At 58.4% G+C, this 12824-nt stretch carries 12 protein-coding genes; 7 read left to right on the top strand and 5 right to left on the bottom strand.

The features are described from left to right. Positions 1 to 3 precede the first annotated feature (3 nt). From IAG25_RS34730 to IAG25_RS34720, 3 genes are read right to left on the bottom strand one after another with little or no spacing between them, the layout of a single operon-like run. Positions 4 to 1641 (bottom strand): type IV secretion system DNA-binding domain-containing protein, encoded by a 1638-nt coding sequence (locus IAG25_RS34730; RefSeq protein WP_187608906.1) that lies wholly within the window; start codon positions 1639 to 1641, stop codon positions 4 to 6. Between the two features lie 4 nt (positions 1642 to 1645). Then, positions 1646 to 1858, bottom strand: a complete 213-nt coding sequence (locus tag IAG25_RS34725) for a hypothetical protein (RefSeq protein ID WP_187608905.1) — start codon at positions 1856 to 1858, stop codon at positions 1646 to 1648. After that, positions 1858 to 2265 (bottom strand): hypothetical protein, encoded by a 408-nt coding sequence (locus IAG25_RS34720; protein WP_187608904.1) that lies wholly within the window; start codon positions 2263 to 2265, stop codon positions 1858 to 1860. The genes IAG25_RS34725 and IAG25_RS34720 overlap by 1 nt, the downstream gene beginning before the upstream one ends. A gap of 391 nt (positions 2266 to 2656) precedes the next feature. On the opposite strand from IAG25_RS34720, the gene IAG25_RS34715 reads away from it, so the two are divergent. The 3 genes from IAG25_RS34715 to IAG25_RS34705 are packed head-to-tail and all read left to right on the top strand — an operon-like array spanning position 2657 to position 4227. After that, positions 2657 to 3121: a conjugal transfer protein TraD gene (locus IAG25_RS34715; protein ID WP_187608903.1), complete on the top strand. Its 465-nt coding sequence runs from the start codon at positions 2657 to 2659 to the stop codon at positions 3119 to 3121. Next, the gene (gene stbB, locus IAG25_RS34710) at positions 3118 to 3822 is read left to right on the top strand and encodes a StbB family protein (protein WP_187608902.1); all 705 of its coding nucleotides are present in this window, start codon (positions 3118 to 3120) and stop codon (positions 3820 to 3822) included. The genes IAG25_RS34715 and stbB overlap by 4 nt, the downstream gene beginning before the upstream one ends. 12 nt (positions 3823 to 3834) lie before the next feature. After that, on the top strand, positions 3835 to 4227 hold the full coding sequence (locus IAG25_RS34705; RefSeq protein WP_222946782.1) for a hypothetical protein: 393 nt from the start codon (positions 3835 to 3837) through the stop codon (positions 4225 to 4227). Positions 4228 to 4428: 201 nt separating this feature from the next. On the opposite strand, the gene IAG25_RS34700 is transcribed toward IAG25_RS34705, so the two are convergent. Continuing rightward, positions 4429 to 4860, bottom strand: a complete 432-nt coding sequence (locus IAG25_RS34700) for a hypothetical protein (RefSeq protein WP_187608901.1) — start codon at positions 4858 to 4860, stop codon at positions 4429 to 4431. 63 nt (positions 4861 to 4923) lie between these two features. Continuing rightward, on the bottom strand, positions 4924 to 5838 hold the full coding sequence (locus IAG25_RS34695; RefSeq protein WP_187608900.1) for an ArdC family protein: 915 nt from the start codon (positions 5836 to 5838) through the stop codon (positions 4924 to 4926). An 827-nt stretch (positions 5839 to 6665) separates the two neighbouring features. On the opposite strand from IAG25_RS34695, the gene IAG25_RS34690 reads away from it, so the two are divergent. From IAG25_RS34690 to IAG25_RS34675, 4 genes are all read left to right on the top strand, one after another. Continuing rightward, positions 6666 to 7853, top strand: coding sequence for a ParA family protein (locus IAG25_RS34690; RefSeq protein WP_187608899.1), 1188 nt, complete (start codon positions 6666 to 6668; stop codon positions 7851 to 7853). A gap of 2 nt (positions 7854 to 7855) precedes the next feature. Continuing rightward, the gene (locus IAG25_RS34685; RefSeq protein ID WP_187608898.1) at positions 7856 to 8827 is read left to right on the top strand and encodes a ParB/RepB/Spo0J family partition protein; all 972 of its coding nucleotides are present in this window, start codon (positions 7856 to 7858) and stop codon (positions 8825 to 8827) included. A gap of 316 nt (positions 8828 to 9143) precedes the next feature. After that, positions 9144 to 10328, top strand: coding sequence for a Replication protein O (locus IAG25_RS34680; protein WP_187608897.1), 1185 nt, complete (start codon positions 9144 to 9146; stop codon positions 10326 to 10328). A gap of 2035 nt (positions 10329 to 12363) precedes the next feature. Beyond that, positions 12364 to 12600: a hypothetical protein gene (locus tag IAG25_RS34675; protein WP_187608896.1), complete on the top strand. Its 237-nt coding sequence runs from the start codon at positions 12364 to 12366 to the stop codon at positions 12598 to 12600. Positions 12601 to 12824 lie beyond the last annotated feature (224 nt).

Here is a 12824-nt window from a genome sequence, read left to right as displayed (position 1 = left end):
CCGTCACTTGATCTCGATTGCGGTGGCGCGATGCGGATACTTGACGTAGGGCAGTCTGATCTTGGCGATCGGAAAATCCTCGCCGAACATGACGTAGCCCTCCAGGTCTTTCAGGAAGGAGATTTCTGAATCCATCACGACCGGTTCCGGTGGGCTGGTGACCATGTTGCGGCTGCGCCCTCCTCCGCCGCCCCCGGCACCGCCGCCTGCGTTTGTCGTGATCTGGACTCGCTCGACCTGATGCTTGCCCAAAATCTCGCTCGCCTTATCGGTATTGAGCGCGTTCGACCCGCCGAAAATTAGGTAATTTCGAAAGCATCCGAGCAAGGTTTGCGCAGCATCCTTACCATAGGTTTCATCCAGTTGGGCCCAATCCTGAATGGACGCCGCCATGCGCAGACCGTGTTTGCGGCCTTTGGTTGCGGCCGGCACGAAGGATTCGAGCTTGCCGAGAGACTCCAGCTCATCGAGGAAGAGCCAGAGTCGGCGCGCGAGTGGCACTTCGCTGTCGGGGACGCTCATGATGGTGGCGCAGATTGTGTCGATCCACGTGGCCACGAGCGAGCGCTGCGTCGTGCGCATGTCCTCACGCCAGGTGATGAACAGGTTGCCCGCGTTCGGATCGTGCACCCATCGGTAAAGCGAAAACTCGCCCTTGGACATGAACCGCAGCGGCCTTACATACTTGTTCATCATGAACTGGATCGAGGCGACCGCTTTTTCTGCGTTCTCGCGAAAGTAACCCTGTGAATCGGTATTGGCGAGGAACGCCTGAATCACCTCCCCGTCCTCGCGCACGAGGAGATTGACCAGCGTGTCCTGGTCGGGATTGTTGGTCTCGACCAGCTTGCGCATGGTGTCGGCGAGTACGTCTCGCGTGTACGCGCACCACTGCTCATCGGTCGGATCCAACTGCGGGGGAATGATGCTTCGGGCCATCCGGTCAAAGTCATGGACACCTCGGATCTCGTTGAAGAGGGTCCAGCCGGCTGAACGTTGGTCAAACGGGTTGAGAATGATGTCACCGGGAAAGCTGAACTTCGAATAGAACGTGCCGTTCGGGTCCACCACTGCCATCTTGTCGCGGCGCTTCACGGCCGACGCGATCATGCTTTCCATGGCTACCGATTTACCGGCACCGATGGTCGCGCAAATCAGCGTGTTCCGGTTCTCAAGGTGCAACGGCATCGGCATCCGACCGATCATGATGGGCGGCAAGTCCGTTACCCTGGCTTTTGGGCCCAGTCTTGGGGTCCCGGCCTCTGGTTTCAGCGCTGCCGCACGCTCCAGTTCAGAGCGAAGGCGGCGATTCCCACGGCGATTCACGGCCTTCACCTGCCGCTTGACACCGTGCCAGTTCGCCATGCGCGCACCACGCAGCCACCGGTGGTATCGGGCGCCGCGGAACCCATCGTCGCCGTACTCGTGCAACAGATACGCGGTGGTTGCCGCAAGACCGAGACCGAGCACGACACCACTTGCAATGAGCGGGTTGTGCGGCGTCATATGAAACGCAACAGTGAGCGCTTCCGGGAGCGGTCGCAACGGCACGTCAGCTGCATAGGTGCCGGCAAGCCACCCGGCGATGGGTAAGCTGACGCCAAATAGCAAAGTCGCGTTTTCCGCTTCGTGTTTCTGCATCGGCCTACCCCCCGCTGCGCCTGAGGACTGCATCACATCGCCTGTCGAGCCACGTGGCGAGGATCTGTGCATCGCGAGCCGCGTCAACGCAATCGCGCCGCAACGCGCTGAGCAGCGCCTCGCGAAGCCAGTAGCTCATGCTTGGTGAGTTGAGAGCCGCCTGAATATCGGCGTCGACCCGCTCGATGGACTCAATCGGGTCGGTCAGGTCTGACATCACGAATCCTCCGTCAAGCGAGCGATCAGCGAAACGAGTTCGGGAGATGAGGCCGCGAGCAATTCCACCGGCATAGCAGTACTTATCTCGGCGTCTTTGCATGCAAGGACGAGATCATTGAACTCGCCGGTCGTCGCCTTCTTCCGCATCAGGAAGAGCAGCGCGGCCAGCAGTGTGTGTGAAGTCGTCTGGCTGCGCTCAATCTCCGCGAGCCGACCGTTGAGTTCTTGCCGCTCAGCCCATGCTTCCATGCTGTCGCGAGCGGAGTCGCGCTGGCTATCGCGACTCATCGCCTTATCGCGAATGTATTTCGACAAATACTTATAGCCCGCCAATGCCGCGGCCTCTTCGACTCTGCGGCGATCCTCCTCTGAAAACCAGACTGGGATCGATTTGCCTGCGCTCATGCGTGGTTATCCCTGTTGTTGAAAATAGAGTAACTCATTCTTCTTACCTATAGTATTGTCTATAGGTATCAATTGAGCAAACACATAGCTATCCTGCGAATTCCTATAGCAACGCTATAGAGCCAAAGTAGTGTCACTTTTAATTTGAGGCCGATAAAACCGTGGGTCTGCATCCCCGAAGGGGGTGCGTAATGTGTATTGAGATTTCTGGCCTGTTAAGGACAGGAATTTCTAGGGGTTAAGGGCGTGATAGTCGACTAGCCCGAAGGGCGTAGGCGAAAAGGATGCGAGGTAGCAGCAGAAAGGTTGCAAAACAGAGGCAAGTTGATAGTATGAAGAATGCGTGTGAGATGCAGTAGGACTGCGTATCAATAGCTCGGAGGATGCATGAATGCCGCAACGTGACGTGATGCAGGCTTTGTCAGCACTTGAGCCAAAAACCAAAGCGGCGAAAGTACGAGAGGTAATGCCGTTGATCGAAACGAGGATCTCAGCGGGCGTGCGGATCGCGGATATTCTTAAGGCTCTTAGAGAGAGCGGGATCGATTTGACCGAAGCCACATTGAAAAGCTACTTGTACCGATACCGGCAGAAACAGCAGGTCGAGCGAGAGACTACAAGGCAAGAAATTCAATCTACTGCCCTGCACTCCAGCGCCACCGAGTCAGTGTCACAACAACACTACCCTGACTCATCTTCGATAACCGATTCAGATTCGTCGGAACACGTGGCCTCACACGGACCGATCTCGATGCATGAGCTCGACCGTCTGATGAAGCCCGACCCAGCCGAACAAGCCGAGAAGCTCGCACGTTATGAACGCCTGGCCAAACAGCAACGAAGGAGTCGCACATGAAAGTCGCCGTCATCAACTTCAGTGGCAATCCGGGGAAAACAACGCTGGTCGATAATCTACTCGCGCCGCGAATGAACGCGCCGAAGTTCGAGGTCGAAACGATCAATGCGGGATCATCCGGCTCCAACGCCGAACGGCTCAAGGGCAAGGACTACGGCGGACTTCAGGAGGATTTGATGACGCTCGACTCGGCCATCGTGGATGTGGGCGCATCGAACGTCGAGGAATTTATCAAACAGATGAGCCAGTTCGACGGCTCTCACGAGGAGTTCGACTATTTTGTCGTGCCAGCGGTGAGCGAGAAGAAACAGCAGATCGACACAGTCAACACCATCGAGACACTGGCCGGGCTTGGCGTTCCCCCGAAGAAAATCCGTGTGGTGTTCAACAAGGTCGAACTCGAAGATGCGAGCGATGTGCAGCGCTTGTTCAGTACGGTCTTTGGCTTTCACGCGGAGCGCAAGTGCTTCACGCTAAAACCGGAAGCGGCGGTTTTCAGAAACGAGATTTTCGAGCGGTTGCGTGTGCTCAAGAAGAATGTGTCAGAGATCGTCGCGGATGCGACTGACTACCGGGCCATGCTCCGCGAAGCGACCGACGAAGACGTGAAAGCGCGTGCAGTCAGCATGATTTCGGCGCAGCGGCTCGCGAAGTCCGCGCACAAGAACCTGGACGACGTGTACAAGGTGCTGTTTAAGTAAAGGGGGAACGTCATGGGTGGCAACGTATCCACCGCACGCGAAGCGCTGATGGCGGAGCTTTTGCAAGATGCCGATGCGCTCGTGCGCCGCTTCGAGCAGGCTGATGAGGTGCTATCCGGCAAGATCGAGCGCGCAACCACCGACGCAGCAGGCAAGGCGTTTCTCGCAGCGAAGCTCAATTTTGAGTCGGTGATCGAGCAGAATAGCGACAAGCTCATGGAGGCCGGCCGCGTAGCGGCCGTGCAGATCGGAAATCAGATTAACAGTGGTGCTGTCCAGCTTGTAGCCGAAAATGCCGCACTCGAACGCAAGGTGCGGCGGCTTGTGGGGCTACTGGCCGTCTTCGCACTAACCGCCGGCATCGTCGGCGGCTTCATCGGAAGTAAGCTGGCGGGCGCCCTATGAGAAAAGAAGCGTTTCGGCGGGTGCTCATTCCAGTCGCCACCGGTTTATGGGCACTGCCATGCTCTGAGATCGCGCCCGGACATACTTACGTGGCTGTAGATTAAGCCGCAGCGACGGTTTCGGTAATCTCTTGATGTCACGTCGATCTTCTCAGAGACTGCACTCGCCCTCTCCGCCGGTAAGTCGACTGCCGGCTTATATTCAGTTCTCGCCGCTCGCCGCTGCAATCACGGCTTTCGCGACATGACACGCGGCTGAAAGCCGCTCCACGAGATGTTCGTTTCTACCGTTTGAGCAAACTAGCGCATGGACGAGATCGTCGGAGCGCGAGACCATTCTCTGCAGACTTTCCAGTAGTGCCGGTGAAGCTTCGCAGAGAAGCCAGGCGGTGCGTCCTCCGTAGCGAATAAATGCCCCATCGAGGGCGAAGCCCTCCGCAATGCTTCGGCCAGCATTGTCGAAAATGGAGACGATACGCGCGCAGGCGGCGCTGCTGTGGTCGTGCTCGGTGCAAATTTCCGCAGGATCGCAATGCTTGGCCACGGCGAGCGCTTCCGCTGCCGTCGGCGCTTCGATTTGAGTCTTGCCGTAGTGCTGCACATTGACGGCATAAACAACAGTGAAGTTGGTCACGACTCCCTCCCCTTCAATTCCAGAAGCGGCCTGAGCGGTTCGCTCAGGCCTTCGGCAATGTCCTTAAGCTGCTTGCTGCTTGTCTGCACCTTGCAGCGAGAACAGAAAGTCGCAGGCCTTTTGCGCCTGACTGGCTGCCGTGAAAACCGCCTTCTTGTCTGCCTTCAGAACCTTGAGCCAGTGGTCAAGATAAGCGGCGTGATCGTCGCGAACTTCGGGGGTTAATCCCAGCTGTGCGCAAACGAACGCGGCACCCATCTCGGCAATCAGTTCTTCGGCGGCGTACGCGTCGTCACCAAACCGCTTGCCTAGTTGACGGTCGAGACGGGTCTTGTGGCTGGTCCAGTGTGTGATTTCGTGCGCCTTCGTTGCGGCATAGCTTTGCGCCGTATCAAACACGTCGGGGATAGGCAATTGCACGATGTCTTGCGAAGGCGCGTAGTAAGCCTTATTTCCTCCATGTCGAATCACAGCGCGAGTCTTGGCAAAGAACACTTCTGCTTGCTCGATGAGTTCGAGTGGCTCTCTTTCGACGGGCGCCGGTTCGGAGGAGTAGTCCGCGGGCAGGTTCTCGATCTGATCGACGTTGAATACTGTGTAGCCCTTCATGAAGGGGATCTCGCGCTCGATCTCGTCGCCGTTGTCGGCAGTTTCGCTTTTGGTCAGCTTGCTGGCGTAGACAACTAGGCTTCCGTGCTCGCTCTTACGGACGTTGGCGCCGAGGGCTTGTGCTTGCTTGAAAGTTAACCAACGATTGGACTGAAAGCCTTTGTCGAGTTGCTCGCCCCAAAGAAGCAGAACGTTTATGCCTTGGTAAGGGACGTTGTTGTGACGCGCGGGGAGCGTGATGCGATCACCGACGTTTGCACCGTTCCAAGGCTTTACCCATGGCCGGACGCCTTGCTCCAGATCGGCGATGATTTTGTCCGTCACTCGGGTATAGATGTCGGACAGAGGGGGTTTTGTTTGCGCTTTCATGGTCTTTCCTTTAGGTCTCGGGGTGGATGTGCTGGTGTTGCGCACATGCACCCGACGACCGTCGGGCGACGACCGGGGAGGCAAGCTGCAAGGGCTGGATGCGGGGAGGGGATCACCCGGGATTTTTTCAGCGCTTTTCCGAAAAAATTTTGGGGATACCCTGCGGCCAGGGCGAAGCCATCTCCCTTGCAGCGCGCTAGGGGCAGAGCCCCTTAGCGGGTCCTTCGAGATGAGTCTTTGAATTGGGTGTTGCGAAAGGGATCGTTACCGAATGGCCGGGACTACAGGCCCGGGGAGCGAAGCGAGTAGAGCGCGGTCCGCGTCGGCGGATTCGCCCATTGTGAGGCGGCGGACGATCTAAGGTGTGATTGGGGTAAGACGGTTAGTTGCGCACGAACACCATGTGGCGCTCAAGCTAAAGCCAGCAGCAGAGCCGGCGGTTCTTCGAAGGTTGGGCGGGCTGCTATCCCCGGATGTGTGGCGGCTGGCCGCCCCTATGTTGAGAAACACATGGAGTGGAGCAACGCATCATTGGGCTTGCGCTGGATTTGCACCGATACCCTGCCTGCATCGAACGCCTTGTTATCGGCGTTCAGTCCGTTGAGCACTGCCCTATAGCCGCCTCTATTTCACACATGGAAGCCGGTCCGCAACTTCATTTTTTTTCGAGATATTCGCGCGAAAGCGCCGCCAGTCGGACGCTACGACAAGGTCGAAAGCTGCAAAGTTAACTTGCGTTTACTTTTCACAACGACTAATCTTCGAACAATTCGACCGGTTGGGTCGAAATATTCTGAATCGGTCCACTGGACGCTACGGGTAGAACGATGGACACCATCAACAAGCTCAAGGCAGGGAAAACGACTGGCGCTGATCTTATGCACCTGGCGAAACTGTCGGACGGCATGCTGCAGAAAATCCGCGATGAAATGCTCGAGCCCTTTCCTCGTAAAGTGCCGCCCATCATCTCGTCTGCTCGACTGCAGGAGATGTGTGGAATCGACAAACAGCGCATGGGCTACGTGCTTAAGAAAGGCGAGCTTCCCGCAGGCAGGCAAGCCAAGCCCGGCTCCCCGCGCCAGTTCACGGTCGAGGAGACGATTGCATGGATTCGCTCTGAGCGCAATCATCTTCCTCGCAACGGTCCTGCAAAGGTCATCGTTGTGGCGAACTTCAAGGGCGGTGTGACAAAAACCACGACCTCCACCCTTCTCGCCCAAGGTCTCTCGATGCGCCGAGGTCGCCGAGTCTTGCACATCGATCTTGACCCACAGGGAAGCGCAAGCACGCTGTACGGCATCAACCCGCATGCTGAGGTCGATTCGTCTCAAACCGTCATGCCCTTGATCGAGGCATATCTTGAGGGCAAACCGTTCGATATGACCACCCTCCCCGTCCCGACATACTGGCCCAACGTAGACATCATCCCGTCCTCTACCGAGCTGTTCAATGCGGAATTCATGTTGCCCGCACGAGCGGCCAGTGACGGGGAGGTTCGTTTCGAACAGGTCTTGCATGACGGATTGGCGCAACTGAAGGATACCTACGACTACATCATCGTCGATACCGCGCCAACCCTAAGCTACCTCACGATCAATGCGATTTTCGCGGCCGACGGAGTTATTGTGCCAGTCGTGCCAGATATGTTGAGCTTTGCGTCGATGGTGCAGTTCTGGCACCTGTTCGGTGATCTGATCAACGGAATGCAAGCGTTCGACGATGGTCGGGCTAAGGAATTTGACTTCGTCGACGTCCTCGTTACCCGCATGACGTCAAAGCCCGCCGCGCAGATCCTTCAAGGCTGGATCACGCAGATCTATGGTTCGCGCGTCGTGCCTATTGAGATTCCCGAATCGGACTTGGCGCGCAATACAAATATGCGCTTCTCGACCTTCTACGATCTCGGGCCTAATGATGTCGGAGCCGAAACGCTTCGCCGCATTCGCACCCCCGTAGACCAGTTGGTCGATCGCGTAGATGACAAGGTGTGCGCCATCTGGGCACAGGAGGAATAACAATGGCTTCATGGATAAAGGAACAGGCGGCGCGAGCTAAGAACATTCAGGTGACGGCTGAGGACAAGGAAAAAGCCTTGGACGTCCAACCCGTAGCCCCTCGCACAGCGCCGGGTCAATTGATGCAGTTGCAAGCGACCGCAGAACGGCAACGCAGAGAGATTGCCAATCTCAAGATGCAGTTGGACAAGGGTGCACGGGCTAAGCGGCCTATCTCGAAGCTCCATGAGGTTCCTGGACGCCGTCGTAAGCTTACCGCCGAGCAATACGCCGAACTCAAAGCAAACTTGGCCAAACATCCGCTTGTGCACCCAGTAATCCTGGAGGCACGCGAGGACGGCGAATGGAATATCAACGCAGGCAACAACCGCGTTGCGATCTATCGAGACTTAGGCATCGAGGAGATCGATTCGATCGTTTCAGAAATGGAGCCGGATCAGGCCGAGAGACTCGCCTTCTTTTCCAATCTCTTCGCTCCCTCACTTTCCGACTACGAGAAGTACTGGCACTTTCAGCGCCTTCAAGAAGCTGCAGACGCCCTAACCCAACAGGAGCTGGCCACGGCGGTTGGACTGTCGGAATCGCACGTCAGCAAGATTTTTGCGTTCGACGGATTGCCCGCCGAAGCGAAGGCCGCCCTCGAAGAGCGTCCTGAAAGATTAGGCGCCGACGCCGCCGCTCAGCTTTCCCGCGCACACTCAGAGGGGCGAACGAGCGAAGTCGTCAGGGCCGTTGAGCGCTTGGTTAAGGAAGACCGTTACACGCAGAAGGAGGCAGTTTCGAGTGTCCAGGCTAAGCCTGCAAAGAAGCAATCTTCCGCCGAGATACTAATCGTTAAGCAAGGCAAGAAGAACTACTGTGAGATCACCACGCGCGGCGGCGTGATTGGTGTGCGACTTAAGGTGGAGGCAGAGCGCGCAGACGAATGGGCCAAGGAAATTCAAGCCCTAATCGAGTCGAAATTGAAGCAATGACTTTCGGCACGAAACTCGTGTGCAATCAGTTACTTAGGGATTCAGCAAGCGCCATCAAGATGCAACACAATGTTTAAGCCTCTGTTTTTATTGACATTTCGTGACGAAACTAAGACCGATGCAAACCTAAAGCTTGAAAGACAAAGGCCCCCAGCTGGAAACTGAGGGCCTTTGCGTAAGTGGGCTTGGCTGGAAATCCTAGCACCACACTCCCCGGCTGGAAACCGGAAAGGGTACAACACTCAACCCGGAGTGTAGCGCAACAAGATCGACAGTCAAGCGAAACCCATTCATTTACCGTAATGGACCGCTCGACATGTCTATCGCGCAACGCTTCGTTGCTAGCGAGGGTGAAGCACACCCCGCGGATTCGGCCGCCCTCATCGCTTTTCGCTGCGACTCAACCAACCTGCCCTGGATCATCTTTCGGGCCGCGTTTCGCGCCGCGCATATCGAACAGATCTCGCCGCGCGCCCGCGCTCTCCTTGCTGCCCTCGCGCGGACCGTCGACGCTGCCAAACCGTTCGGTGCCATCTTTGCGCGCCGTGAGCTGCTCACTGGCCGCGCGCTGCAATCCATGCGGACGTTCTATCGCAGTCTCGACGATCTCGAGGTCGCCGGACTCATTGAGCGTCGCCCGCAGGTCCGCTATGTCGAAGCCGGGTTGTTTGGTCGCGCCTACCTTCATCTCACCGAACACGCCGCTTCCCTCCTCGGCCTTATTGAGCCTCCGCGCACGCACGAGGACGAACCCACCCAGACGCCCTCTTCAACCGAGCCCACATCGGACCAGTCTTCTTTTTCTGTACCGTCTGCCACATTGGCAGACGGTGGAATATATAGGGATCTAAGCCCTTCTGTTTTTCAAAAGAGACAACCGGGCCAACTGCCTGCGGACCTTCAGCGACTGCGCACCCTGGGTTTTTTTGATTTTTTGATTTTCAAACTCATGCGCGAGGCAGGTGAGCACGGCAAGCGCCTCTCCGATGTCGTGGAAGCCACCTGGGACCACCTGAGGCTCGCCAAGGCTCCGATAAACTACCTGCGCGCCCTGCTCCGCAACCCGGTCGATTTCGCCCTCCTGGTTCGTCGTCGGAACGACGAACACCATGCTGAGCAAGCGCGCGCGCAGCAGCGCGTGGACGCCCAAGCCATTGCCCGCCAACATGCCGGCCGCACTTTTATCGACGCCAACGACGCGCGCCAGTTCGTGATCGGGGCCAGTGGTGACTCGCTGACGATCTTCAGCCTCACGGAGCGCATTGGCCGCCAGGCCGCCGAGTGGGCGCCGTCCTTTGCCACAGCGCTCGCCTCTGGGAAGCTCCGTCCCGCCACCGCGCTGGATCTCGAGCGCTTCGCCCATGCGCAACAGGAAGTGTTGGGCAAAGCACCGCCTTGCGCGGCACCGCTGGCGCACACGAAGCCTCCGGTGACGGTTGCGGTCCGGGAGCGCATCGCCGGCCTGCGTCAGTTCCTGAAAGCGCGGGGAGCGGGCGCGTGACGGGGTGCAAGCGACAGCCGTCTGAGGGACCAGATGAATCGCACTGCGCGAACTGAACGAGCGAAGTGCGGGCACCGACCCGCGGCGGTGCGCCGATTCGATCACCCCGATAGAAATGCAACTACCGATCTTATCCATCAACGTCCGCATATCGCCGCACGCGCAGGTTCGGAGAGAACTCAAAAACCCGCTTCCAAGACGGCGATCGAGACCCCACCACGTAGCGAACTCAGCGAGGCGAGTGCGTGAACCGGGCGAGGCGCGACGCATCGCACGCGTTGTCCGGCGCCCGCCGCACCGATCCTTCGTGCCGCGGTCCTACACGGAAGATTCGGTAGGTGAAAGCTCAACCTCTGGGTGCCCGACGAACGCGACACGGGGCGAAGCCTGGGTGGCTCTACATCCTGGCTTGAGCGCCGACACGACTTTTCCGCGATGGCTCAATCGTAGAGTACCGACGCGCGGGTGACCTGGCAGCGATCACAGATGCGCAACAGCGGGCCCAAAGCGCCGCAAAGCAGTCAGGCTGTCCGAGGACCCTGTACGGCGATTTCAGCGTGCAACATCGCCTGTCGCGGGTGCGGAGAATCTGCCCTTTCAGGCGAAGCGTTGGGCGCCGATGCGGGCCGGTAGTTTTGCCGGCAGGAGATGGCGATCGACGAACGGGCTCAGAGAAATGTACCGTGGGTCGGTTCACGGCCGGCTGCCGGCCGGTGCAGATCTCGTGAGCAAGGACAAGCGGCCAGGCTTGGCGGCGCCGAGCGGATCCCGCGGGCAGTGCGTTTCGTGCAGCGGCTACGCCGGATAGGTCGAGACTTTCCAACCGCACTGGGCAGCGCGTTGCAAGGCGCCAAGGTGGCCGCGTCGTGCGTCGGACAGGACCCGACGCGTTGCCGCATCCAAGCGGAGGCCATCAGAACCGTAGCTTGCACTTGGACGCCGGCCACGGCGTCGCCATAATCTATTTACCAGGTCACGAAACAGACCCACGGGCGGCAGTCGACTAGACGTCGTCATCCGCGCAAGCGTGGGCGCTCCGTGCTCTTTTCACCTGCTCCGATCGGTGGGGGCGGGGGCGTGCCGGCGCGCGCCGCGGTCGGTCCAATCATCGTTCCATTCTGGCGCCGGAGGGCAGATCGCCGGCCGCCCACGGCGGCGCCCTCACGCCGTCTTCACGCGCGCTCGGACGAAGCAGAGGAGGGCGAGCGATTCTCGTCAAGCCTGATTAGTCGTGTTATCGGGAGAGGGCCACTGCGAAGCGAGGAGGCAACCGGGACCGCCACGAAGATTGCCAATGCAAGACGGCCAAGGCCTCAATCGTGCACCGACAGATGGCCGGTGGCGAAGGACTCCGCGGCCACGTTCTTTGTCGCTGAATGTCGCCGTGACAGCCGCGGAAGTCCAGTCGGTCAACGAGGCATGTTTGTTTTCCGCCCGCGAACACCGGCGTCGGTTAGGACCGACATTGACTTATCGCGACGTGTTCTGATCGCAGGCCACCCTGGTGGCGCCCAATGCTGATGCGGGGGCGAGAGGCAAGGGCGGTGCCGCTCGGTCCAGCAGATTTATTATTTTGGAGTCCTAAGCTGACCGGCGAAATCCTGCGGGCCTGTTGTTGTCCCCTCGTGGAACATCGTCGCGAAAAATGGAGTGATAGGTAAGCAATTGTTTTAAAACGCTTTGTGCCGATTCCAGCGAATTGTTTCACGGCGCCGCGCAATTGTGCTCGTCTGGCGCGCGGCTTTTTCAGCGCGTCCCGCCGAGATCGGCGCGGTCATCGGTGCGGCGTATCGAATGAGACTGATTTTGTGAAATTTGATACGTTCTGCGCCGAGAAGTAGCCTTGGTTCCTTTATCCGGTCAAGCCGGCGACCCGTAATACTCGGATGAACAAACTGAAAAACGTTGGCGGTCTCCGAGCTAGGCAGGCGGTCGGTGGCGAGCCGATCACGCCGCGGCAGCAGTTATTGTGGGTTACCGCGGCGCGATAGAAGCGCTAATGTACTAACAACGGTCCTTTCAACGCGAGTTTGATATGGAGTTGAATGACACACGGCCCACTGCGCCCGGTTACTACTGGTTGCTCTTTGTCGACGAGCGATCGCCGCAGCAAACGATCGCAGAAGTCTCCGCGGTGCCTGGCGACGGAGCGATCGATTTCGTTGTTATTTTGATGGGAGATGACACGATCATGGAACTCGATGACGCGTACTTCGATGGGGGCCTGTTCGCTGGACCCATCGAGCCGCCGATGACTAAAGATCGACCCTAATGAGGCGGCGGCCGAAGGACGGCGCGAATTAGTTACGGCTTTGCGCCTGTTGAGCCACGAAGGAGCATTTTTCGCTGCTTCGGACCATCGCGGCGCGTTCGATTACTAAACAACGTCCTGACCCCGCTCCGCTACTCGTAGGCACCATTCCACAGCGCGCGGCCTCCGGTAATCACGGTCGTTCGCTGCTCAGCCGCCATTCCAAGCCACGGGCCCGTCTGCGC

Source organism: Caballeronia sp. EK (genome assembly GCF_014384845.1).
In the GTDB taxonomy this organism is placed as follows: Bacteria; Pseudomonadota; Gammaproteobacteria; order Burkholderiales; family Burkholderiaceae; genus Caballeronia; species Caballeronia jiangsuensis.
This window is presented reverse-complemented; position numbering and strand designations above follow the sequence as displayed.